The organism is Sphingobium sp. BYY-5 (assembly GCF_022758885.1).
GTDB lineage: Bacteria > Pseudomonadota > Alphaproteobacteria > Sphingomonadales > Sphingomonadaceae > Sphingobium.
Map to the genome: position 1 here is coordinate 1,465,054 of NZ_JALEBH010000001.1, position 22,152 is coordinate 1,487,205.

General features: G+C 64.7%; 31 protein-coding genes. 4 read left to right on the forward strand and 27 right to left on the reverse strand.

The genetic code is table 11. The annotated features are described in order from the left end of the window. Positions 1-106: 106 nt before the first annotated feature. Positions 107-667, reverse strand: coding sequence for a sugar O-acetyltransferase (locus MOK15_RS06985; RefSeq protein WP_242930930.1), 561 nt, complete (start codon positions 665-667; stop codon positions 107-109). Positions 668-1,356: 689 nt separating this feature from the next. Here MOK15_RS06985 and MOK15_RS06990 point away from each other — a divergent pair. Next, entirely contained in the window at positions 1,357-1,710 is a 354-nt protein-coding gene (locus MOK15_RS06990; protein ID WP_242930931.1) for a YbaN family protein, read from the forward strand. A 318-nt stretch (positions 1,711-2,028) separates the two neighbouring features. Here MOK15_RS06990 and MOK15_RS06995 read toward each other — a convergent pair whose 3' ends face one another. The 10 genes from MOK15_RS06995 to MOK15_RS07040 all read right to left on the reverse strand — a co-directional run bounded on the left by MOK15_RS06995 (position 2,029) and on the right by MOK15_RS07040 (position 10,254). Then, the gene (locus MOK15_RS06995; protein WP_242930932.1) at positions 2,029-3,102 is read right to left on the reverse strand and encodes an OmpA family protein; all 1,074 of its coding nucleotides are present in this window, start codon (positions 3,100-3,102) and stop codon (positions 2,029-2,031) included. A gap of 200 nt (positions 3,103-3,302) precedes the next feature. Further along, complete coding sequence (locus tag MOK15_RS07000; RefSeq protein WP_242930933.1) at positions 3,303-3,806, reverse strand: DUF2793 domain-containing protein; 504 nt, start codon at positions 3,804-3,806, stop codon at positions 3,303-3,305. Positions 3,807-3,844: 38 nt separating this feature from the next. Further along, complete coding sequence (locus tag MOK15_RS07005) at positions 3,845-4,828, reverse strand: hypothetical protein (RefSeq protein ID WP_242930934.1); 984 nt, start codon at positions 4,826-4,828, stop codon at positions 3,845-3,847. Positions 4,829-5,071: 243 nt separating this feature from the next. Continuing rightward, complete coding sequence (locus MOK15_RS07010) at positions 5,072-5,449, reverse strand: C40 family peptidase (RefSeq protein ID WP_242930935.1); 378 nt, start codon at positions 5,447-5,449, stop codon at positions 5,072-5,074. Positions 5,450-5,459: 10 nt separating this feature from the next. After that, the gene (locus tag MOK15_RS07015) at positions 5,460-6,278 is read right to left on the reverse strand and encodes a DUF2163 domain-containing protein (RefSeq protein ID WP_242930936.1); all 819 of its coding nucleotides are present in this window, start codon (positions 6,276-6,278) and stop codon (positions 5,460-5,462) included. Next, the gene (locus MOK15_RS07020) at positions 6,275-8,602 is read right to left on the reverse strand and encodes a DUF2460 domain-containing protein (RefSeq protein WP_242930937.1); all 2,328 of its coding nucleotides are present in this window, start codon (positions 8,600-8,602) and stop codon (positions 6,275-6,277) included. The genes MOK15_RS07015 and MOK15_RS07020 overlap by 4 nt, the downstream gene beginning before the upstream one ends. Continuing rightward, complete coding sequence (locus MOK15_RS07025) at positions 8,599-9,162, reverse strand: tail tape measure protein (protein ID WP_242930938.1); 564 nt, start codon at positions 9,160-9,162, stop codon at positions 8,599-8,601. The genes MOK15_RS07020 and MOK15_RS07025 overlap by 4 nt, the downstream gene beginning before the upstream one ends. Positions 9,163-9,344: 182 nt before the next feature. Continuing rightward, positions 9,345-9,545 (reverse strand): phage tail assembly chaperone, encoded by a 201-nt coding sequence (locus MOK15_RS07030; RefSeq protein WP_242930939.1) that lies wholly within the window; start codon positions 9,543-9,545, stop codon positions 9,345-9,347. After that, positions 9,542-9,850: a gene transfer agent family protein gene (locus MOK15_RS07035; RefSeq protein ID WP_242930940.1), complete on the reverse strand. Its 309-nt coding sequence runs from the start codon at positions 9,848-9,850 to the stop codon at positions 9,542-9,544. Before MOK15_RS07035 ends, MOK15_RS07030 begins: the two co-directional genes overlap by 4 nt. Further along, on the reverse strand, positions 9,847-10,254 hold the full coding sequence (locus tag MOK15_RS07040) for a phage major tail protein, TP901-1 family (protein ID WP_242930941.1): 408 nt from the start codon (positions 10,252-10,254) through the stop codon (positions 9,847-9,849). Before MOK15_RS07040 ends, MOK15_RS07035 begins: the two co-directional genes overlap by 4 nt. Positions 10,255-10,391: 137 nt before the next feature. On the opposite strand from MOK15_RS07040, the gene MOK15_RS07045 reads away from it, so the two are divergent. Beyond that, entirely contained in the window at positions 10,392-10,715 is a 324-nt protein-coding gene (locus tag MOK15_RS07045; RefSeq protein ID WP_242930942.1) for a hypothetical protein, read from the forward strand. A 117-nt stretch (positions 10,716-10,832) separates the two neighbouring features. Here MOK15_RS07045 and MOK15_RS07050 read toward each other — a convergent pair whose 3' ends face one another. From MOK15_RS07050 to MOK15_RS07090, 10 genes are all read right to left on the reverse strand, one after another. After that, positions 10,833-11,525: an isoprenylcysteine carboxylmethyltransferase family protein gene (locus MOK15_RS07050; protein WP_242930943.1), complete on the reverse strand. Its 693-nt coding sequence runs from the start codon at positions 11,523-11,525 to the stop codon at positions 10,833-10,835. A gap of 247 nt (positions 11,526-11,772) precedes the next feature. Then, complete coding sequence (locus MOK15_RS07055) at positions 11,773-12,174, reverse strand: DUF3168 domain-containing protein (RefSeq protein ID WP_242930944.1); 402 nt, start codon at positions 12,172-12,174, stop codon at positions 11,773-11,775. After that, the gene (locus tag MOK15_RS07060; RefSeq protein ID WP_242930945.1) at positions 12,171-12,371 is read right to left on the reverse strand and encodes a hypothetical protein; all 201 of its coding nucleotides are present in this window, start codon (positions 12,369-12,371) and stop codon (positions 12,171-12,173) included. The genes MOK15_RS07055 and MOK15_RS07060 overlap by 4 nt, the downstream gene beginning before the upstream one ends. Continuing rightward, a complete protein-coding gene (locus tag MOK15_RS07065) occupies positions 12,368-12,904 on the reverse strand; it encodes a hypothetical protein (RefSeq protein WP_242930946.1) in 537 nt (178 codons plus the stop codon). The genes MOK15_RS07060 and MOK15_RS07065 overlap by 4 nt, the downstream gene beginning before the upstream one ends. Next, on the reverse strand, positions 12,904-13,182 hold the full coding sequence (locus MOK15_RS07070; RefSeq protein WP_242930947.1) for a hypothetical protein: 279 nt from the start codon (positions 13,180-13,182) through the stop codon (positions 12,904-12,906). Before MOK15_RS07070 ends, MOK15_RS07065 begins: the two co-directional genes overlap by 1 nt. Next, on the reverse strand, positions 13,179-13,349 hold the full coding sequence (locus MOK15_RS07075; RefSeq protein ID WP_242930948.1) for a hypothetical protein: 171 nt from the start codon (positions 13,347-13,349) through the stop codon (positions 13,179-13,181). Before MOK15_RS07075 ends, MOK15_RS07070 begins: the two co-directional genes overlap by 4 nt. Next, entirely contained in the window at positions 13,336-14,718 is a 1,383-nt protein-coding gene (locus MOK15_RS21995) for a tail fiber domain-containing protein (protein WP_242930949.1), read from the reverse strand. The genes MOK15_RS07075 and MOK15_RS21995 overlap by 14 nt, the downstream gene beginning before the upstream one ends. 270 nt (positions 14,719-14,988) lie before the next feature. Continuing rightward, positions 14,989-16,116 carry a phage major capsid protein gene (locus MOK15_RS07085; protein WP_242930950.1) on the reverse strand — a complete coding sequence of 376 codons (1,128 nt, stop codon included), beginning with the start codon at positions 16,114-16,116 and terminating at the stop codon, positions 14,989-14,991. 164 nt (positions 16,117-16,280) lie between these two features. Beyond that, positions 16,281-16,406 carry a hypothetical protein gene (locus MOK15_RS21860; protein ID WP_278254128.1) on the reverse strand — a complete coding sequence of 42 codons (126 nt, stop codon included), beginning with the start codon at positions 16,404-16,406 and terminating at the stop codon, positions 16,281-16,283. A gap of 69 nt (positions 16,407-16,475) precedes the next feature. Then, the gene (locus MOK15_RS07090; protein ID WP_242930951.1) at positions 16,476-16,805 is read right to left on the reverse strand and encodes a hypothetical protein; all 330 of its coding nucleotides are present in this window, start codon (positions 16,803-16,805) and stop codon (positions 16,476-16,478) included. Positions 16,806-16,891: 86 nt separating this feature from the next. Between MOK15_RS07090 and MOK15_RS07095 the strand changes: the two genes are divergently transcribed. Further along, positions 16,892-17,560, forward strand: coding sequence for a phytanoyl-CoA dioxygenase family protein (locus tag MOK15_RS07095; protein WP_242930952.1), 669 nt, complete (start codon positions 16,892-16,894; stop codon positions 17,558-17,560). Here MOK15_RS07095 and MOK15_RS07100 read toward each other — a convergent pair. Further along, on the reverse strand, positions 17,557-17,958 hold the full coding sequence (locus MOK15_RS07100) for an HK97 family phage prohead protease (protein WP_242930953.1): 402 nt from the start codon (positions 17,956-17,958) through the stop codon (positions 17,557-17,559). The two genes, MOK15_RS07095 and MOK15_RS07100, sit on opposite strands and share 4 nt — an antisense overlap. Before the next feature lie 172 nt (positions 17,959-18,130). Continuing rightward, positions 18,131-18,451, reverse strand: a complete 321-nt coding sequence (locus MOK15_RS07105) for a DUF6127 family protein (protein WP_242930954.1) — start codon at positions 18,449-18,451, stop codon at positions 18,131-18,133. Between the two features lie 69 nt (positions 18,452-18,520). Here MOK15_RS07105 and MOK15_RS07110 point away from each other — a divergent pair, with 69 nt between their 5' ends. Then, the gene (locus MOK15_RS07110) at positions 18,521-18,694 is read left to right on the forward strand and encodes a hypothetical protein (protein WP_242930955.1); all 174 of its coding nucleotides are present in this window, start codon (positions 18,521-18,523) and stop codon (positions 18,692-18,694) included. A 9-nt stretch (positions 18,695-18,703) separates the two neighbouring features. Here the strand turns inward: MOK15_RS07110 and MOK15_RS07115 are convergent, their stop codons facing one another. The 4 genes from MOK15_RS07115 to MOK15_RS07130 all read right to left on the reverse strand — a co-directional run bounded on the left by MOK15_RS07115 (position 18,704) and on the right by MOK15_RS07130 (position 22,111). Then, entirely contained in the window at positions 18,704-19,837 is a 1,134-nt protein-coding gene (locus MOK15_RS07115) for a phage portal protein (RefSeq protein WP_242930956.1), read from the reverse strand. A gap of 350 nt (positions 19,838-20,187) precedes the next feature. Continuing rightward, the gene (locus MOK15_RS07120) at positions 20,188-20,526 is read right to left on the reverse strand and encodes a hypothetical protein (protein WP_242930957.1); all 339 of its coding nucleotides are present in this window, start codon (positions 20,524-20,526) and stop codon (positions 20,188-20,190) included. 334 nt (positions 20,527-20,860) lie between these two features. Beyond that, entirely contained in the window at positions 20,861-21,565 is a 705-nt protein-coding gene (locus MOK15_RS07125; protein WP_242930958.1) for a hypothetical protein, read from the reverse strand. Between the two features lie 9 nt (positions 21,566-21,574). Further along, positions 21,575-22,111: a glycoside hydrolase family 55 protein gene (locus MOK15_RS07130; RefSeq protein WP_242930959.1), complete on the reverse strand. Its 537-nt coding sequence runs from the start codon at positions 22,109-22,111 to the stop codon at positions 21,575-21,577. Positions 22,112-22,152: the final 41 nt, after the last annotated feature.

Sequence of the window (22,152 nt, forward strand, 5' to 3'; positions counted from 1 at the left end):
CCCTGCACTTCTCTTTTGTCGTTAACTTGAAAAAAGTGCTGCCCTCCGACAAGCCCTGGGCGAACGGTAAGCTAAGGTCATAAAACAACCAAGGTCAGACAGAATCCTACTCGCCTTGAATTGACCGAACAACCTTCGCAGGGTTGCCTGCTGCAAGTGTATTTGCCGGAATATCTCGCGTTACAACCGACCCGGCAGCTACGACTGCATTCTCGCCAATGGTTACGCCGCCGATGATCGTCACGCCCGCCGCGATCCATACCCCCTTCTCAACAATGATCGGCTCCCCTCGAAGAAAAGCATGACGCTGCGATGGGGCGACCGGATGTTCGGAAGTTATCAGGCTGACATTTGGGCCGATCATAACATCGTCGCCGATAATGATTTCCGCGAGCGAGTAGAAAGTGCAATTCTGATTGATGAAAACACGGTTTCCAATGCGGATATTCGTTCCGCAATCGGTGTAAAATGGTGGAATAAGACGGAAATTCTCTCCCACCCTACTACCCGCCAGCGCTTCAAAAAGGGACTGGATCTCTTCGGTATCGGCGTATGTCAGGCGATTGAGAAGCGGCGTGATGGCCAGAGCTTTCTCCACGTCAACGACAAACTGCTTTGATTCCAGCGTCTGCCTCGGAATGACCCTTACGCTCCGTTCATCCGACATATTCACCCCTCCAGAGTCAGGCACCCGCCCGCCCTTCGGAAACCCGCGATAAAGAAGTCGTCAAGAAACAACTAGGACCGATCGACATTCAGGTTAAAGCGGAAGCCTCAGCCTCATTTTCAACGCCATGGTCAAAAACAACATTGAATATCAGTCCGCATGAACACAGTTGCTCAGGGCAGGCCTGATCCGGCATCCAGAGTCGCAGGTGACGCCTTTTATGGCCCTAGTGGTCCGATTCCGGCATTTGCTACCCTTTGCCTCATGCTCCGGAGCAAATGCCGGAATCATCAGGACCACTAGCAACTATTTGATTCTAGTGGAGCTTTTGAATGTGACATGTGAGCGCGAGTCTAGCCCCAGGGGGGACTCAAATGTCACATTCGCTCCACTAGATGCCGGATCAGGCCTGTCCTTGCATATTGGGGTTGGCATTCATTTCAGCTTTGGTTGAATTGATGCCGTCGGGAGGGCGTCTACCCCATCGCTTAGCCGCGCGCCCTCGCAAACCATGTACCTATCGCCATCAATGATCCGATCTCCGGCCGCAAATTACCCGGCACAGCCGCAGCAATCAGATCGGCAAAATCGAAAAGCCCGCCACATCCGCCTTGCCACACCACCCGGCACCTGCGAAGCATTAGCATGTAAGGCAGCATTATGATCCACCTCTCAAATACGGGAAGACCATGCGGCGGCATCTTTACCTTATCGCGGGCTTCCTCTCGATCGGCCTGGGCACGATCGGTGCGTTCCTGCCGCTGCTACCGACCGTTCCCTTCATGATCCTGGCCGCCTTCTGCTTCGCCCGCTCCAGCCCCCGGCTGGAGGCCAAGCTGCTGGATCACAAGCATTTCGGTCCACATATCCGCCGCTGGCGCGAGCATGGCGCGATCAGCCGCCGCGGCAAGAAAGCCGCCCTCGCCGCCTTTGCCTTCAGCGTGCTGCTGGCGCTGATCTTCTCCCCCTGGCCCTGGTTCCTCGTCCCGATCGCCGCCGCGCTGATCGGCGGCAGTTGGATCTGCACCCGCCCGGAAGCGTGAAACCGGGGAAAAAGGCATCAAAAGATATGCGATGCCCGGAACAGCGTCGCGCGATCACAAGCGGACTGGCGCCTTCCCCTCGCCGTCATGCTGACGAAAGTCAGCATCCAGGGTTATGAGTAACCGCCTTCGCCCCCTCCTGTGCCGGGATGACGATCGGGTGAGCAACCCGACCAAAGAAGCCTCCCGCCCATATTCTTCGGTCCGTGGACTGCGCTCCATGGAGCATCCGGGCCACACTCTTCCCCAACGAAAAAAGGGCCGGTCTTGCGACCGGCCCCTCTTCCTTCATCCATCCTTAAAGGACGGACAATCTGATTACTGACCCGAACCCGGACCGTAGGTGATTTCCACCCGACGGTTCTGGACTTCGCGGACACCGTCGGCAGTTTCGACGCGCGGCTGCGATTCACCGAAGGCCTGGGTGGTCATCACACCATCCGGGATACCCTTCGAAGCCAGATAGGCCTTGACCGAGTCAGCGCGGCGCTGCGACAGGCCGACGTTGTACGAGGCCGAACCTGAACGGTCCGCATGGCCCGCCAGCATGACCTGGGCGCTGCCACAGCTGCTGTAAGCCGAAACCGCGTTATCCAGAATGGTGGCGGCGTCAGGCGTGATGTCCGACTTGTCCCATTCGAAGAAGACGATGTACGGCCCAGGCGAGCATTCCGGAGCCGGCGGAGGCGGCGGCGGAGGCGGCGGGGGCGGAGGAGGCGGCGGAGGCGGCGGCGGAGGCGGAGCAGCCGGTTCGCCGAAGTTGTAGGTCAGGCCGAGCAGCAGGCTGTGCGTGCGCAGCTTGGTTTCCGCGTTCGAGCCAGCAACGCCGTAGATCGACGAATAGGCAGGGATCAGCTTGATATCGTCCTGGTTGAAGAAACGATATTTCAGCGAAACGTCGACATGGCTCGTGACCGGATAGCGAACACCCGCAATCGCCTGCCAGGCGAAACCGGTGTCGGAATCGTTAACCAGGTCGTTGGCGAGCTTGCCGCGCGATACGCCGACACCGCCGCCGACAAAGCCCTGCAGGCCGTCATCGGGACCGAAGTCCAGCAAACCGTTCAGCATGAACGACAGGGCCGAAGCCGCGCCGCCGAAACCGCCACCGGTACCGTCGAAGTCGATCTTGGCGCGCTTGTAACCAGCTTCGGCTTCCAGGCGGAAACCGCCGAAGTCGTAACCGATGTTCGCGTCAAAATCATACCCCTTATGATAGTCGATCGACGGAACCGTCGAGCCACCAACAGGGACGTTGTCGAAGGTCAGGTTCTGATCTTCGACGAGCAGCACGCCGGCGTCCACGCCAACATACCAGCTATTATCGCGCGCCAAGGCCGGGGTGGCCAGGGCACTGGTCGCAAGCGCAGCCGCGAGGGCAAGCTTCCGCATATGGATTCCCCTTTCAAAAGTGTCACGAAGGACTGCTGAAACCCTGTATCCGGAAGAAGGTTTCATGGCAAGTCCACATTTAGTGAAACCGTTGCAAAAATAACGCAGTAGGCCATTGTTGGTGAGGGCTTTACACTATTTTAAAAGAAATTAAGGCTAAAACGCACCTTGGCGGGCAAACGAATGCAATTGTGACAAAATTACGAATATATCAGCCCATGCCCGCGCAAGGCGTCTAGCACCGCCAGCAGCGTATTGCGCGCCTCAACGTCAATCACAGCGCCGCCAGCCGGATCCGCGATTGCGCCCTGACGGGGACCGATCACCTTCTCCTCATTGAGATACAGCCCATCGGCCCGCACCGGAGCATCGCGCCATTCAACGCCATCATGCCGCAGTTCATGACCGCGATCCATAATGACCAGCCACGCCCCGGCCTGCGGGGCGATAAAACGCCATCCGCCCTCGCTCCAGCAGGCGATCTTCCCCTCCTCTCCGCTCCACGCGCCGGTCGCGCCTGCGGCCACGATCCAGCACCGGCCGATCACCGGCGCGGCCGGCGGACTCACCAGGTCGGCACTCTCCGCCCGCCCGTGCAGCAGCGCGTCGATCCGCACCAGCGCCTCATTGTGGAACAGCTCCTTCTGCGCCTGCCCCGCCAGCAGCAGCGGCAAGGCCCATCGCGGCGTCGTCTCCATGCTCATCGTCCCGTCCTTTTCCGAAAACCCGTCAGGGCGCATTCTCAAACAGACTCAATCACGATCCGCCCCGGCCGCCCGGTGGCATAGGTGCCGACCTGCCGCACCTCGACCGTCAGCGTCCGGCCCGCCATACCGTCGGCCGCCATCATCGGCCCGGCGTAGGTCCAACCCGGCGCCACCGTCTCCGCGCGCCGAACAACGTGCGCGCCGTCCATCACCTGCACCACATAGCGCTCGCTTTCCTCGCCCAGCGGCACATCGCCTCCGCTCAGCCAGCGCCAGCCGTTGCGGCTGCGCCGGGTCCAGCCGATCGCCCATCCACCCGCGCCGTCCCTCCGCGCCGTCAGATGCACCGGCGACGGCGGCATCAGCGCCTCGCTCGCCACCTCCAGCATCGCCACGGCCGGCTCGACATCCCCGATGCCGATCGCGGACAGGCGCAACACGCCGCCCGGCTCGCCCTCCCCGCCCGACAGCGCCAGCGGCTCGACCAGCCGATCCTCGAACACGACATAAGCGACGCCCCGATGCGCCGGCGTCAGCCCGATCCCTTCCGCCGACGCGATCAGCGGGTCCGCCGCCTGATCCTCGCCGCCCAAATAGACGCGAAAGCCCGTCACTTCGGTCTTGAAGTCCCCCGCCGCCCCGCGCAGCAGATTGCCGTCGGCCCAGATGCGCCTGATCCGCCGGATCGCCCGCGCAGACAGCGCCACCGCGAAACTCGCCGAATAGCTGTAGCTGGTGACGCTCCCCCGCCCCTTGCCGCCGCCGCTCCTGCTCTTCGTCTCCCTCAGGTCCGTCGCCCAGATCACCGTCCCGGCGACCCGCATCGTCCCGAAAATCTTCGGCACCTGCGTGCCATAGCTCGACGTCTGCAATTGCAGGTCCGCCAGCCGCGCGCCTTCGCGCCCCTTGGGCTTGAACAGCACCTGATTGTCGATGACGTTGCCGATCAGCCCCCCGATCGCCCCGCCGATCGGCCCGCCCAGCACCGTGCCCACCGCCGTCAGCACCACCGTCGCCATAAGATTCTCCCCAAGAAAATCCTCCCCTGGAAGGGGAGGTGGATGGCCGAAGGCCAGACGGAGGGGTGTCAGCCTATCGCCACGCGCCTCATTCCACCCGACCGCATGACCGACCGACATTTCGTGCAGGTGGAGCCGAAAAGCGTGATTTTTGAGCACCGGAGCGCAGCGGACTTAGAGTCCGTGAGCACCGGAGCGCAGAAAAGCGCGCTTTGCAGGCCCGCCTGGGCGGAATGTCGGCGGTCATGCCCGCCACCAGCCCATGATCGGCCAGGGCGACGCGCCCGGCATCTCCACCACCCGCCCCAGCCCCGCATGGGCGTGGACGAAACCCTCGCCCGTCCCGATCATCAGATGGAGTTGCAGCGGCCCCGGCTGCACCAGCGCCAGATCGCCCGCCCGGCCACTCGCGACCCGCCGCAACCCCGCCGCCCGCAACCAGCCCTCGGCCCGCGCGACATCCCCGCTGCGCAAACCATAAGCGCAGGGGACATCCACCCTGCCGATCGCCAGCGCCGCCAGCCCCACGCAATCCAGCCCGGCCCGGTCCCGCCCATGCAGCCGGAACGGCACCCCGATCAGCGCCCGTGCCACCGCGACGGCGCGCTCTCCCCCGCTCATGCGCCGGGCCTCATGCACCTGGATAGCGCGTCAGCAGGTCCATCCCCGGCAGATAAGGTTCGCCGCGAAAATTCGCGACATTGCCGAACCGCCCCGAACAGGTCGCCAATTGCCGGTCGCACCCCTCGGTCAGTTGCGCCAGCGTCCCCGCCGTCACCGCAAAGGCAGGCGGATCGGCCAGCGCCACCCCAGCCGCGCCATTATCCACCACCGCCTGCACCAGCCCGGCATTCGCCCCGGTCAGCCAGCGCAGCGTCCCGAACGCATAGGCGCCCGCCGCCAGCCCGCTCACCATCGCCTCGGCCCCGTCCACGCCAGTCACCGCTACGATCCGCCGCCGCTTGGCCATGTCGACCCGGCAGGCCTTGTCGCCCAGCCGCGCCCGGCAATCGGGCGATGTGCTGGGCGCCACCGGTTCCCCCAGCACCGCCGTCGCCCCGATCAGTTCGGCGGAAAAGCCCGCTCCCTTGCGCGACACCGCACCGATCTCGCCCCGCGCCAACAACAGCCACAGCGCGCCCGGCGCTTCCCATTGGGTCAGCCGCAACTCCAGCGCCGCGCCGTCCCATCGCCCCGCCATCAGGTCCGCTTCGCTGATCGCATCGCTGGAGAGCGCTCCGGCCAGATCGCTGTCCTCCCCGTCCAGCCCGATGCCCGATCGCACCGCCGAAGGCGTCATCCCCGGCGCGGCGCGATAGATCAGGCCGCCAATCTCCAGGTCGCGATCATGGCTGGTGAGGCCGATCGTCACCCCGTCCCGCCGCTCGATCCGCCAGCAGAACGCCAGCGTGCAGAGAGGCTGCTCCAGCATCGCCTCCGCGCCGCTCATTCGCGTATCTCCACCAGCGGCACCGACACCGCTTCGCCCGCGGCAAAGGTCGCGCGGCTGATCTCCAGCCGGTCCTCGGCAAAGCGCACCGGCACGTCGAAGCGGAACCCCGCCGTCAGCATCACCCCCGCCGCCGGCGCGACATCGAACACGATCACGCCCAGCCCCGCATGGCTCCACCCGCTCGTCATCTCCACGCCATCGGCCGCGACCCGTATGCTCCCCGCCACCGGCCGGGTGATGATGCGCGCCTGCGCCTCCTCCCCCGCGCCATAATAGCGGGTCAGCGCGAACGCGGCCTTTACCCCGTCGCCCATGCCCAGCCTCTGGTCCAGCGGCCCCGGCGCCACGCCACGTGCACCGCTGCGGTCATCATAGGGATCGGTGAAGCGAAACCCCCGCGCCGCGCCCCGCCGCGCCCGGAAAAATTCGATCAGCGTCGCAATGTCCGCGTCGGACCGCACCCCCGGCCCTGCATCATAGGACAGCCGCGCATCCGCCCAGTCGCTGCTGCGCCGCTCATGCCCGGACGGACTTTCCACCACCTGCGTCGAAAAGGCCGGAGCCAGGCTCGCCTCGCGCCCGATCGCAATCGGAAACCGCACATCGTCAAAGGCTTGCACATCATCCTCCCCATCGATGCTGAAACAGGTAAAGCCGTCGCGGCAGACTTGCGGCAACGCCCACACGAACGTCGCCGCCGTTCCCCGCGCGACCGACGCCTGCGCCGCCGCTACGATCTCCCGCCATTGCGTCGCCTGGGTCGGCAACAGCACGAAGCCCGAAAAATAATGCTGCTCCCCGATCGGATAGCCCAGCCGCGCCGTCGCCAGCGCCACGCCCCGCCCGGTCAGGTTGGGCCGCCCCTCCGTCACCCAGTCATAATCCTCCAGTTGCAGCACATCGAAAGCGGGCGACGCCCATCCCACCGGCATGTTGGCCCGTTTGGCCTCCGGCGCGCGCGGATCAAGGATCGTTGGCAGATAGGCCAGCAGATGTGTCACCGCGCCCAGCGCCACGGCCTTGACCGAAGCGCACAACGCCGCCGTCGATCCGGCAAGCAAAGCCCCCGCCGCATCCAGCAGATCGCATTGCGCCGCGCTCAATTCGCCCCACACGCTCGGTATCGACACCGGCGATCCGCCCAGTGCCGCCCGCGCAGCCTCATCATAGACGCATATCCGCCCATCCCCCGGCATCACCCACCACCAGGGTTCGCCGACCTGGAACAGGACCGGCAATCCCGCCTCCATCCCGATGGCGACGAACGCCACCGCCACCGCCTGCAAATAGGCCATCGCCCCGCCATGCGCCGGCGACAACAGGGTGGACGGCGGTTCCCATCCGGTCAGCGCCGGGTCGCCATTCTCCGCCCGCTGTTTCCAGTCGTTCCAGCAATGCGCGTCGAACAATTCATAGGATAGCGACCAGATCACCCCCATGCCCAGCGCCTTGGCCTGCCGGGCGAAATCCCGGTGCCACGCCGCGCACGGCCCGTTCAGCGCCCCGCCCGCCAGACTGACATAAAGCCCCGTTCCCAGCCGCTCCAGCCGGAAATAATGGCTCATCCCCACATAATGGTTGATCGCCCCGCGATAGCCCAGCGCCTGGATCGCCTCCACCACCCGCTGCGGCGTCTGGTTGAAACAATCGTCATAGCCGGTCGCCATCGACAGCCCATGTTCGGGCAGCATCACGTCGCCCACGCTCAGCACCGACCCCGCGCCGTCGCACCTTATGCCGGTCAGTTCCGCCCATCCCTCGACCGCCCCGGCAAAGGGCGCATCCCCCTCGTCATAGCCCGGCGGCACCAGCGAGATGAACATCCGGTCGACATCCCCAGCCCACACCGGATCAGCGTCGCCCGGCAGGCTGAAGCCGCCCTTCAGCGCCGAAAAATCCAGCCGGACGACGGCATCCTCCGGCCCGCCGCTCGCATAGTTCCACAACCGCACATACCAGGCGCGCGGCGTCCCCGCCGCATCCCGCCCCTCGATCGTCAGCGTCGGTCCATGCGTCTCGTCCAGCTTGCGCAGCCCCGAAGACCGCCAGCGGAAGGACAACAGGCAATCCCGAAAATCCCGGTCCGTCTCATAGGCCAGCAGCTTATGGCTCCATCTATCCTCCGCCTCCCAGATCAGCCCCGCCAGGTCGCCTGACCCATGGAACACCGCATCGACGCGCAGCGCGTCCGGCGCCGTCGTCACCACGCTCGCCATCATCGGCCGGGGAAAATTCACCGTCCAATGCGTCGCTGCAAAGCGCTTGAGGAAACCCGCCTCCTGCCCCCGCCGCGCGTCCGCCAGCCAATAGCCTATGCTCATCGCTCCAGCGCCCCCCGTACCGCCCGCGCCACCTGCCGCGCACTGCGCGCCAGCAACTGCGGCGCGCCATCCTGCCCGCGCCCATTGACCGCGATGCTCACCCGCACATCGCGTCCGCCGCCACCGCCATTGGCCACCACCTGCCCGCTCGTCGTCGGCACGAAGACCTCCGGCCCGCGCTCGCCGACCATATAGGCCCGCCCCGGCGCCACCGGCCCGCCGGTCGCCCGCCCCGGCAGCCCCAGCACCGACGTCAGCAGCGACGCGCCCAGGCTCGCCAGCCCGCCCGATCCGCCACCCCCGCCGCCGCCCACGGCCGACCGCAGCGCGCTCATGGCGATCTCGTCCAGCGCGCTCACCGCGATCCGCCGCAGATCCTCGAACCCGAACTTCCCCGTCCGCGCCGCGCGCAGCAACCCCTGCTCGATCCGCCGCCCGGCCCGCTCGGCCCCGTCCGCCAGCGGCCCTTCCATCCCCGCCCGCATCGCCTCGACATCCCGCGCCAGCCCCTGCGTATCCGCCCGCACCCGCACCACCAGCGTCTCGATTTCCTCGTCCATTCGGATCACTCCCGATGAATTATAAGACCGTCATTGCGAGCGCAGCATCGGAAAATCCTCCCCTGTAAGGGGAGGTGGCTGGTCGCAGGCCAGACGGAGGGGTGTCACCCTCACGATAGGGTGACACCCCTCCACCACCAGCTTCGCTGGCGGTCGCCCTCCCCTTTTCAGGGGAGGACGCCTCAATCCGGCATCACCCCCATCAGCCGGGCCAACTCTCCGCCATCCACCCCGACCTCGCCCGCCGCCTCTTCGCCCCGCGCCGCACGCAACACCGCCGCCAGTTCCGCCGGGGTCGCGCGCCAGAACTCATCCGGACGCCAGCCCAGCAGCCACCCGGCAACCCCCGCCAGCCGCCCGGCCGCCTCGGCAAAGCGCATCATTTCCCCGCCAATATCTGTTGCAGGATTGCTTTCAGCACCGGCGTCGTCCGCGCCAGCCCCATCGCCAGCACCGCCTCGCCCAGCGCCTCGCGCGTCATCCGCTCGCGATCCACCAGGCAGTGCCAGAACAAGGCGACCAGATCGCCCAGTGACAGCTTCCCATCCGCCGCCCGCTCAACCAGATCAAACAGCGGCCCCAGTTCCGCCTCCGCCGCCACCAGCGCAGCGAAACTCGGCCGCAGCGCCAGCCGCTCGCCCCCCAGCTCCAGCGCCGTCTCCCCGCGCTCCGCATTCGGCGCGCTCATTCGCTCACCACCGCGCCGGAGCTTTCCAGGCTCAGCGCATAGTTGCGCTCGCCATTATAATCGCCCGCATAGTCGAGCCGCGTGACCAGGAACCGTCCCCGCATCCGCTCCCCGCTCTCGAAACTCAGTTCATAATCTTCGATCGTGCCGGCCAGCGCATGGTTGCGGATGCGCACCTCGGCCGCCGATCCGGTGAACAGCCCTGCCGCCGACACGCTGACCGACCGCACCCCCGCGCCCGACAGCAGCTCGCGCCAGCCGCCCGAATCCTTGCTGGTGATGTTCACCGCCTCGCCGTTCACCGACAATTGGGTGGTCCGCATCCCGGCCACCGTCGCATATGTTGCAGGCATGTTGCCGTCGCTGACCTTCAGCAAAAACGCACTTCCTTTTTCGACGCCCATGGCGCATTCTCCAGCCAAGCGACACCGACGCGCGAAGCCCTTTGCTCCGCCCCGGAAAATCGCGAAAAAACAAGTGAATCGGCGGCACCTTGGCCGACCGGTCGCAGCGTGAACTAATGGGTTAAGGAGAGGTCTCGATGTTTGTTGCTGCTTCGCTCATGATGATGCTCGCCGCCGCCCCGTCCGCCGACGCCGTCGGCAACGGGCGCAAGGAATTTTCCAAGTGCCTCAGCGCCCAGATGCAGCCGGCGCTCGACAAGAAACTGCCAGTCGGCGAGTTTCAGTCCACCATGCGAAAGGCCTGCGCCGACAAGGAATCCGCCTTCCGCTCCGCCATCGTCGCGCAGGACAAGGCCGACAAAATGTCCGACGCCGCCGCCAACAGCGACGCCGACGACCAGATTTCCGAATATATCGACAAGATCACCGCCGAATATGAGGACAACAGCAAACCAAGCTGACCTTCCTCGCGCGCTCCCGCGCAGGCGGGAGTGACGAAAAATCCTCCCCTGTAAGGGGAGGTGGATGGCCGCAGGCCAGACGGAGGGGTGTCCCCCTATCGATACGGGATACCCCCCTCACCAGATACCCGGCAGCAGGCGGAAGCGCACCTTCGCCGCATAGTCGGAATAGCCGGCCAGGCCTTCCCTCAACACCGTCTCCTCCCCGATCAGGCGTATGACGATGATCGCGAGAAAGGGGATGAGGCCCAGCAGGCCCCAGAGCGAGCCGAGCATCAACGGCGTCCCGATCGCATAGGGGATGCAATAGGCATACATGGGATGCCGCACGGCTGCATAGGGACCGGTGGAGATCACCGTCTGGTCGCGCTCGCCCTGCACCCGCACGTTCACCGCGGCGAAACTGTTGGCGCGCAGCACGGCCGTCCAGCCCCAGAAACTCCACAACAAAAGCGCCGCGCCCACCAATTGCGCCCATAACGGACCATGCGACCATCCATAGCGCCGTGCGTCGAACGCGATGAAGATGAACCATGCGCAGAACACGATCAGCAGGACGCCGAAAGTCATCCGATCGCCCGGTCGCTGGTCGCTGCTCAGCGGCGATTGCATCCGCCCGGCGAGCAATTGCGGATCGCGCTTCCACAGCCACAGGCCGGTCGCCAGGCTATATCCGATGAACAGCAGGAGATAGGCCCAACCCTGCGGCCATGCCCAGGTGCCGGCGGGCAGGAACAACAGCAAAGCCATGAAGACCGCGCCCGACAGCGATCGAATCAACAATTGTGCGAGCATGGGACTGCTCCTCATGAAGGCAACCGGACCGGCCCGCAATTTGCCAGTTCCCGCCCGCCATGACGAGGGAATAATGGTAACAATCGATCATAAGCGGACCTTCTTTCTCCCCTCCCTTTTAAGGGAGGGGGAGGGGGAGGGGGTGGGTGCGCCGCGTTAGCGGCGTTCTGGCCTGGCGGTTGCAGGCTCGCTGCGCTCGCCACCCACCCCTAACCCCTCCCTTGAAAGGGAGGGGAATGTCTTGGTTCCACCCAACTCTCCCTCACTCCCGCACCGCCCGTATCCGATAATCCACCACCGCCCGCCATCCGCTCATGGCCCCGGTGCCGCCCCGCGCCACCCGCGACCGCAGCAATCGCGCGCTGACGATCCGCCATCCGTCCCGCGCGCCCGCCGCCTGTATCGCCGGATCGACCCGCGCGATCATCCCGCCCAGCCGCCCCGGCCCCTCCTCCGCGACCGCCAGCCCGATGGTCAGCCGCAATTCGCGCCCCTCGACCTCCTTGCCGCCCCAGTCCGCGCCCAGGCATTCGCCGACATGGCCATAGGGCGCCGCCGCCCGCCCCGGCTCGCCGTCATACACTCCGTTCACCGCCGCCATCAGCGCCCCGTCCGCCCGCAAGGCGTCCAGAACCGCCGCCCGCACCGCCACTTCCGCGCTCATCGCATGATCTCCGTCCCTCGGCCCGCCTCGCGCAGCGCCAGCTCCCGCGACCAGCGTCCCGCCAGCCCCCGCGCGGACGCCCGCACATCCTCACCCTCGATCACCGCCGCCACATCTTCATCCGCCAGCGACGCCGCGATCCGCGCCCGCCGCCGCGCCGCGCGCGCCTCGGCCAGCCGCTCCAGCGCCGCCCTCATGCCAGCCGCATCCGCCGGAACGGCCGCCACAGCGCGCTCACCACGGCGGGCGGCGCCGCGCTCTCGGTCCCGCGCGCCAGATAATGGTCCGCCGCCAGCCGCACGATCCCCTGCCGCAACGCTTCGGGCAAGCCATTCATCTCGCTCGCCATCCCCGCGCGATAACTGACCGCCAGCACCCGCCGGTCCCCCGCCCGCGTCGACCGGACCCAGCCATCGCCCGCCGCGTCGATGTCGATCGCATAGCCCCCGACCGGCAGCGCCTCGCTCACCCCGTCGGCATCCACCGCCGCCACGCTCTCGATGCCCAGCACTGGCCGCGCCGACAGCCTTTGCCAGCCGCCGTCGCCCGCCACCGTTTCCCGCACGTCCCGCGCGACCAGCCATTGCCCGACAAACTGCTCGCACAATGTCGCCGCGCTGCGCAGCAATCCCGCCAGCACCGCGTCCTCGCCCCCAGTCTCGATCCGCAGATAGGCCTTCAATTCCGCCAGCGACGCCGCCAGGTTCCCGCTTTCCCGTTCCGCCAACATCAGCGCTCCTCCACCCGGATCGTCACCGACCGCTCGTCCACCTGCCCGTCGGACAGGATCACATGGTTGGTCAGCCGATAGAGGCGTCCCACCACCCCGCCCGACAGCCGCGCGCTGCTCCGCTGCGCCTCGAACGCCGTCGCCTCCACGATCACCCCGCCTGCCTCCTCCGGGCTGACGGCCCAATCGCTGGCGATCAGCGTCTGTGCCGCCAGATAGGCGGACCAGTCGATCGCATGGTCGATCCGCGCCTGCGGATCTTTCACAAACAGGCTCATCTGATCTTGCTCCCCCGTTCCGTTTCCGCTCGCGCGGCCCGCTCATCCGCCCCGGCCCGCGCGCCAAGGCCCGGCCGCACGCCCGCCCGCCACGGCCCAGCCCAACCCGGCCGCACCGCCTCCAGCGCACCGATCACGTCCGCGCCCAGCGCCTCACCCTGCACCATATTGCGCCTCCAGCACGTCGATCCGCGCCTCGATCCGCGCCATCCGCCGCCGCTGCATCGCCGCCTCCAGCGCCAGGCATTCCTCGTAGCGCAGGCCCCAGCGTTCCCCCTCTTCCCATATGTCGTGGCACAGCAGCCCCAGTCGCACCGCTGTCCCTTCGCCCAGCCGCGCGTCGATCGCATCGCGCACCGCCTGCGCCACCAGCCCGACATGCCAGCGCGCTTCCTCGCCCTTGGCCGCCACCGCCTCGACAAAACGGAACCGCTGCCAGTCCACCATCTCCCAGGCGTCGAGCAGATCGTCGCCGACCGCCGCCACATCCTGCTTGGCCCGCGCGTCCGACGTGTTGATCGCCCCGCTCGCGGCATAGACGGTCGACCATCGCGCCGCCGCGCTCCCCAGCGCAAAGCCATTGTCGCTCGACGGCGCCACCGCGCCAAAGGCGGTCAGCGCCTGATGCTCCAGCCGCAACACCTCCGCCAGCGCCGCCGACCCGTTGCGCCCGACATGGAAACTCATCCGCGACGCCAGGTTGGTCGCGCCCGGCGAAGTGGCGATAAAGGTGGTGCGGATGCGCGACAGTTCGGCGAACGTCCCGCCGATCTGTCCCCAGACATTATAGTCCCCGATCACGTCGTTGCTGACGACATCCGTCCGCGCCGCCAGCGTCCCGTTCGCGCGATAGAGCCGGTTGTTCGCCAGCCCGCCGATCCCGGCCACACGGAAACTCGCCTGCCCGCCGTCCATCAGCACCGCCATCGCCGGCGTCAGGATGCTCAGCCGCCCCATCCAGCCATCGACGCCATAATCCGCCGCTGCCACCGTGTTGATATGCAGTTCGGCCGCGTTCATCCGCTGCGCGCCGGTCGTGCCCAGCGCACCGATGCTCGCCCGCACCCCCGCCGCGCTATCCTGCGTCAGCAGCGACCGCCCGAACGCCGCCGTCGGCAGCGCCGCGATCGCATCCAGTGCGCCACTCGCCGCCTGCCGCCCCGCCAGCGCCACCGTCAGCCCCTCGACCTCGGCCAGGCCATGGCCATGCCCTTCCATCGCCGCGATCCAGCCGGCATGGACCGCCAGCCCCACGCGCTTCTCGCCCTCCGCGAAATCCACCGCCGCGCCATCGGCCGACGACGCCACCGGCTCCCGCACCAGCCGCCCCTCGGCATCCAGCATCCCGGTCCCCGCCTCCCAGGCCAGCGGATCGCCCGTCCCGATAATCACATAGGGAAAGGCCGCCCCCTCACCGACCGCCCCGGCAAAGGCGCGATACCCCGCCATCGCCCCGCCCAGCCGCAGCGGCCCCGTCCCCACATCAAAACAGACCTCCCGCACCAGGTCGGCCATCTCCAGCCCCGTGATCCCCACGCCAGCCTCCCCAAAAACAAAAAAACGATTATGGCGTTAAGAGCCAACCATATGAAAATCCTCCCCTGGAAGGGGAGGTGGCTGGCCGCAGGCCAGACGGAGGGGTGTCCCGCTCTCGATAGGGTGACACCCCTCCATCATTGCTTCGCAGATGGTCCCCCTCTCCTTCAGGAGCACGGGGCCGGTCATGCCGGGTCGGGGTGGGGCCGCGCCCCACCATCGGATGCCCGTCAGGAAACGGCAAACTTCATCAGCTTGCCACCGCCTCGTTTATGAGGCGGCAAACTTCATCAGCTTGATCGCCTCCGAATTGGCCACGCCGCCGCCGATCCGCTTCACCGCATAGAAATGCACGAACGGCTTGTTGCTGAACGGATCGCGCAGGATGCTGGTGTCGCTGCGCTCGGCGATGACATAGCCCGCCTGGAAATTGCCGAAGGCGATCGACAGGCTGCCCGCCGCGATATCGGGCATGTCCTCCGCCTCGACCACCGGATAGCCCAGCAGGCTCGCGGGCTGCGCCGCGCTCAGCCCCGGCTGCCAGATGAACGCCCCGTCGCTCGTCTTCATCTTGCGGATCACCGCCAGCGTGGCGCTGTTCATCACGAACACTGCCCCCTGGCGATAGGGCGCACGCAGGCTCTGCACCAGGTCAATGAGCTTGTCCTGCGGGTTCAGCGCCGGGAACGCCCCCACCGCGCCCGACGCCACATATTGCAGCGATCCGAACGCCCGCGCCCCGTCCCCCTCATTGGTGGCCGTATAGGTCAGGAAGCCCTTGGGCTTGTTCGTCCCATTGCCGGTGACGAAGGCCGCGCCCTCCGCCACCGCGAACTCGCGCGCAATCTCGCCCGCCAGCCAGCCTTCGACATCGAACTGCGCATCGTCCAGCATCGCCTGGCTCGCCGCCGGATTGGCGAACAGCTCGCCTGCGGGCGGCACGATCTCGTTGAAGCTCGGCGTCCCCGTCTCGGCCCGTGCGCCCGTTTCGCTGGCCCATCCCGACACGATGCCGCCCGCACTCACCAGCTTGCGATAGCCCGCTGTCCCGGTGCGCACGACATTGGCGATGCCGCGAATGGGCGAGATCGCCTTCAGCGTCGCCCCGATCAACTGGTCGATCTCCCGCGGCACCGCATAGCCGCCCGCCGCGCCCGACGCCCCGGGAAAGCTTTTCAGCTCCACCCCCGCCTCAAGCCCCTGCCGCAGATAGCGCTCCACGAAATTGGCCCGCGCCGGGTCCACGGCGCCACCCTTGACCCCATCCAGCGCCGGCCGCTGCTGCGCCAGCAACACGCCCTTCAACGCCGCAATCTCCCCCTCCAGTCCATCGATCCGCTCCCCCTGAAGCACCGCATCAAAGCTGGCTTCCAGACTATCCGTCACCTGATCCGTCATGCACATTCTCCCGCTTGCAGAAACGAAAAAAGGCGGCCCCAAATGGGACCGCCTTGAACCAAAAACCTTCTCCCCACGGGGAGAAGAATAGGCAGCCTTACCGGCGCAGCCAGTTAGGCGAAGTTGGATGAGGGAGCAGCGCCCTCTATCACCCCATCACCGGTTCATCCGAAATACAGATACCAGGCGATCTTCTCCCTGGGAGAAAACACCGCCAGACCCTCACCATGATTAAAGATCTTGTACCAGTTGCCAGGCGCACTCAGCGCCCGCTGATAGCGGTCGGGCATATCCAATTTTTTGCCGTCTCGGACGCACATGTTGTTCCATGGTGCGCATAAAGCGTGATCGGCTTACGCTCAGACCCGATATAGGCATATTGATCGTCTTCCATTTCGCAAAGGTGTCGGATACCAGCCGAACGGCAAATCCTGTCCATCTGCAAAGCGCGCGCTTGTCTCTGACGAAATGCGATAGGCGCCAAAACCGCAGCCGTCGCGCAACCCATAAGTCTCACCAAAGGCGATGATTTCGGTCCACTCGACTTCCGGCGGCAACAAGCTTCTGGGCGCCTCCCATCGCGCCCATCCGCAAAAGCCCAGCATGAAGACAAACGGCAGGATCATCAGAATCAGGCAACCCCGCCACACAATGTCGCCAACGGTTGCTCGCTGCTCGTCTGCGTCCATGCCCACTCCGTCTTGCAATCATCTCCCTAGCGAAGAAAGATGAAGCGAATATTGTCGGCAACATCTTACTGACCTACGCATCGATCATGCCCCTCACCCTCGCCACCCACGGCGCCCAACACATCCCCGCCGCCCTCGACGAAACCGCGCTCGCCGCGATCGAAGCCGCCTTCTCGGCGCTCCCCACCGACCGCGCCGGCCAGCGCCTCGCCAGCCTCCCCGCGCTCGCCGAAATCCTCGCCCCCACCGGCCCCATCGGTCGCCACGCCGCCGCGCATCTGGGCACCGCCGCAAAGCCCGTCCGCGCCATTCTGTTCGACAAGAGCGCCGCCACCAACTGGGCGCTCGGCTGGCACCAGGACCGCACCATCGCCGTGCGCGCCCGCATCGACACGCCCGGTTTCGGTCCCTGGACCGTCAAGTCGGGCATCCAGCATGTCGCCCCGCCGCAATCGCTGCTCGACCGGATGCTGACCCTGCGCATCCATCTCGATCCGGTAGACGCCGCCAACGCCCCGCTGCTGATCGCCCCCGGCTCGCACCGCCACGGCCGCGTTCCCGAAAGCGCCATCGCCACGCGCGTCGCCACCTGCGGCACTCAAGCCTGCCTCGCAGAACGCGGCGACATCTGGCTCTACGCCACGCCCATCCTCCACGCCTCCGACGCCGCAATCCACCCACGCCACCGCCGCGTCCTGCAACTTGACTATAGCGCCGACCTGTTGCCCGGCGGACTGGAATGGCTGAGCGTCTAACCCTCCACCCGCACCACCCGCGCCAGATCCTGCATCGGGTGCGTCACCAGACTCACCTCCACCAGCTCCAGCGCCAGCAATTCCCGCGGCCCGGCGCCCCGCGCCGCCTTCACCCGATACCCGAACGACAGCCCATCGAGCGCCCCGCTCGCCAAAGCCGCCGCCGCCTCGCGCCCGGCCGCCGTACGCCGCGACACCCGCCCGATCACGCGCAGCCCGCGCTTGTCCTCCCGCGCTTGCTCGACCACGCCGATGACGCTGCCCGGCCCATGCTGCCACAATAGCGGCACGCCCGCCGCGACCACCGGCCCGAACGCTCCCGCCCGCACCACGTCCCCGCCCCGGTCCACCCGGTCGAAAACCGCCGCATAACCGGCAAAGCGTATGTCTACCTCCATCTCCAAATCTCCGTTTGCCTCGCCCCTGCTGCTTGCGTCGAGATTCAGTTCAGGGTGAACCGAAAATGGTACTGCTCGGGAACCGGCGCGCAGCATGCTCAAAGCACGTGAGCACCGGAAGCGCAGAACAGCGCCATTTGCAGGCCGCCCTGGGCTGAATCTCGATGCAAGCTCATGCCTTGACCAGCCCCAGCAACCCCATCTTCACCGCCACGCCCAGCAGCACCAGCGCCATGACGATCCGCACCGCCCAGCCGATCACCGCGCCGCGCGCCGCCTTCTTCGCGTCGCGCCAGGCGGACAGGAGTTCGCGCAGCTCCCGCATATCGCTTTCGGCGCGCCGGTCGGCCAGCCCCAGCCGCTCCAGCGCCCGCCCCGCGCCCAGTTCGCTCGCCTCCTCGATCAGCGCGCGGATCATCACCATGTCCCCGCCGCCCGGTAGCCCCGATCCTTCGGCCTGCGCCACCAGCCGCGCCAGCATCTCCGCTTTCATCCCGCCCTCCCAAAATCTCCGCGCGAACCAATCTTCCCCTGGCCCTCGCCCGCGCCTATCTAGGCGCGCATGAAGCGCACCCATCGCAAAATCCTGATCCTCGTCCTTCTGCTGGTCCTAGGCGGGATCGCCTGGCAATTCGACCTGTTCCGCGTCGGCGACTGCCTGATGCAGGGCGGCCGCTGGAACTGGGACGGCAATTTCTGCCGCCTCGACTCCCTCGCCAGACCCCCGCAACCCTAAAACCCGCCCTCACATCCCCAACAATCCCTTCTTCTCCTCCGCCGTCAGGAAGTCCGCCGCCGCGACCCGCTCCCACAGCGCCGCGCGTTCGTCCGACAGCGCCGGCACCGCGTCCAGGTCCGCCTCAAGTCCCACGCCCGGCCACCAGCCGTTCAGCCCCTGGCTCACCCCCGCGCAGATCTTCGCCACCAGCGGCAGGATCGTCTGCCGCCACAGCGCCTTGTTCGCCTCGCGATAATTGGCGTAGCTATTGTCGCCCGGCAGCCCCATCAGCATCGGCGGCACCCCAAACGCCAGCGCGATCTCCCGCGCCGCGCCGCTTTTCAGCCCCACGAAATCCATCTCGGCAGGCGTCAAACTCATCGCCTGCCAGTTCAGCCCGCCCTCCAGCAGCATCGGCCGCCCTGCATTGGCGGCCCCGGCAAAGGCGACCTCCATCTCCCGCTTCACCCGCTCAAACTGTTCGGGCGACAGCACCGATCCGTCGCCCGGATCATAGACCATCGCGCCCGAAGGCCGCGCCGCATTATCGAGCAGCGCCTTGTTCCACGTGGCTGCCGCATTATGGATCGCCACCGCGCCCGCCGCCGCGCCGACGCAGCCCAGTCCATAATGATCGTCCAGCGGATGCAGCGCCTTGATATGCAACAAGCTCGTGCGCCCCGCCCCATCCTCCGGGCACAGCCGCGTCGCGCTCTCCCCCACGCGATAGAGATAGGCCGCCGGCCACCCCCGCGCATCCGCCTCCACGCTTACCCGCTCGGGCCGCAGCGCGAACAGCTCGGCCGGCATCCCGTCCGCGCCCGCGATCACCTGGACATAGGCATTGCCGTGCAGCAGCAGGTGACAGGCCAGCGTCTCCACCAGCCCTTGCCCCGCAGAAGCCCGCCCGACCAGCCCCAGCACCCGCGCACTATCCTCCACGCCCCGCACCTTGAGCGCCGTCGCGCCAGCCCCTTCGGACACCAGCCGCATCGCCCGCTGGGCGACGGCATTGCCCATCACCCCGGCGCGCAGCTGCGCCTCATAGCTGGCCGGCCACTCCCCCAACGCCACCGCACCCGAACCCCATGCCCGCGCCAGCACCGGCCGCGCATCGCACTGCCCATATCCCTGCGCGCTTTTCGTCCCGAACCATTTCATGGATTTATCCCCCAGAACGCAAAAAATCCCCTCCCGCAGGGGGAGAGGATCGTGAAGATCAACGGCGCCAATCGCCGGTTGAAATATGGAGAAAGGGCTTGGCCGCCCTCAAAATTCACCCGTAAACCACCGCAGCGCTACGCCATCCCAATTTGAGAAATCCTCCCCTGGCAGGGGAGGTGGCGCGCGCGAAGCGCGTGACGGAGGGGTATCCCGCTATCGATAGGGGGACACCCCTCCACCACTTCGTGCCCCCTCCAGGGGAGGATTCTCATGCCCACCACTATAGCAACACGGCGGCAGGATTTCGCGACAAAGGCGCTGTCTACGACCTGATCGAGGCAAGCCTCTCACTTATTCCGCGCCAGCACCCGATCGCATTCCTTGTTGGTGCCCTGCCCCTTGCCGATCACCCGGCCCGCCAGCGCGCCCGCGCCTGCGCCGAGCAGCGTCTCGCCCACGCCACCCCCGGCGATCAGGCCCACGCCCGCGCCACCGGCCGCGCCGATCACCGTGCCCTTGTCGCGGCCCTTCTTGCCCTTGAGCAGGCAATAGCGCACATCGTCGCGATCGCGCGGCGCGGCCCGTGCCACCCGCGCACGCTCCTTGCTGCTCAGGCTCGCCGCCAACACCGGCGTCGCGACCACCGACACGCCCACCGCAACCGCCATCAGCTTCACCATCTTCATGTCACATCCTCCTGGTTACGCCATGAAAACGACCCGCCCGCGCGCCGGTTCCCCGACAGGCGGCCCCGATTACATCATTAGATCCAAACGCGAGACGGCATCCTCTTTCCGAAGATACTAGGGCCGATCGACATTCAGATGATGGCGTGGCGAAAATGGTGGGTTTTCGCGACCCGGAGCGCAGCGTACTAAAAGTACGTGAGCACCGGAAGCGCGGAAAGCCGCCATTTGCAGCCCGTCAGGGCTGAATGTCGATCGGCCCTAATATATCTTTCACCATTACAAACATCGTTATTAATAAATCTCAGCCATCACGCCTAAACTAACGAATAATCTACAGCTTTGAATTGTTATTCACTTGCTTTGAGACAGAGCCTGTCATATCTCTAATTACACTACCCATATCATAACACACATTATTTGAACAAGAGAATTTATTTGTATTTGGTCCAATAATAGATATTATATAACTCCCATTAGAATTTGCTTCCATATTATCGGATATTTTGAACCGCTGACAATCTTGGTCAATATTAATTAATGCATAAGGAGAAATGCATCCGTCAAACGTACAATTTTGTACATCAAATCCCGACATGCCAACAAAATATATAGGCTGTTGTACACCTCCTATCATACCAGACTGGATTTTCACGTTGGCAACTTGAGATTCAGTAGTATTTTTAGAAAAAATAAATCCACGATCATATCCAACGATGTAAAAATCGCTGAACATTATCTTATTCATTTGTCCGTTTTGATTTACATCAACGACAATCGCAATAGGTCTATTATTTGCATCCCATGCACAATTATTGAACCAAATATCAGCCGTTTGTCCATTTGTCGAACATGCAACAAACGTCTGCCCGCCATAGAATACGCAGTGATTAAATCTAATACCTCTGAGCTGGGTCGCATATTGCGCACCGACAGTTGAATATGAATTCAAATACGCTGCATAATGACCATCGGCCTGCGACTGGAACTGGCAATCATTAAAAGTTATGTCTCCAGTGAATTTCCCGGACCCAGCCAATATTTGTAATCAATCTCCAGTGTAATTATCTGTTCTTGCTATGAATTTATCGACATCAAAATGCGCTGCATTCTGTATTCTGAGAGCTATTCCACCAAGCTGTGAAGTAAGTATGTTATAAAACATAGGACCTCGTCCATCACCGTACATCTTTGGTGTAGCCATATTGTCAAAATTTTGCCCGACATCGAACCCACTGGCAGAAGAACCAGCAATTACCATATTTCGAAACTGAGGGATACCGCGGACATCATCTTGCGCGGCGATAATTTTAAATGCAAAATCTGCCGAAGTCATCGTAATTGTCGAGCCATTTCCATCGAGATAAAGGTTGTTCTGCCCAGTATAAACAGGAACAAGCATCGGTTTCGTTATACGAAAATTTTTACCTGATCCAAGGTACAGCTTTAATCTATAAGTAATAGCATAATTGATTGCCTCTTGAATGGCAAATTCATCATTTACTAATCCATCACCGACCGCGCCAAATTCCTCTACCGAAATCCATGAAGATACACGTTGCGTTATATTTGAATTAAAAGTCATTTAAATATCCTAAAATTGCCATTTAAAACCTTATAAGAAAT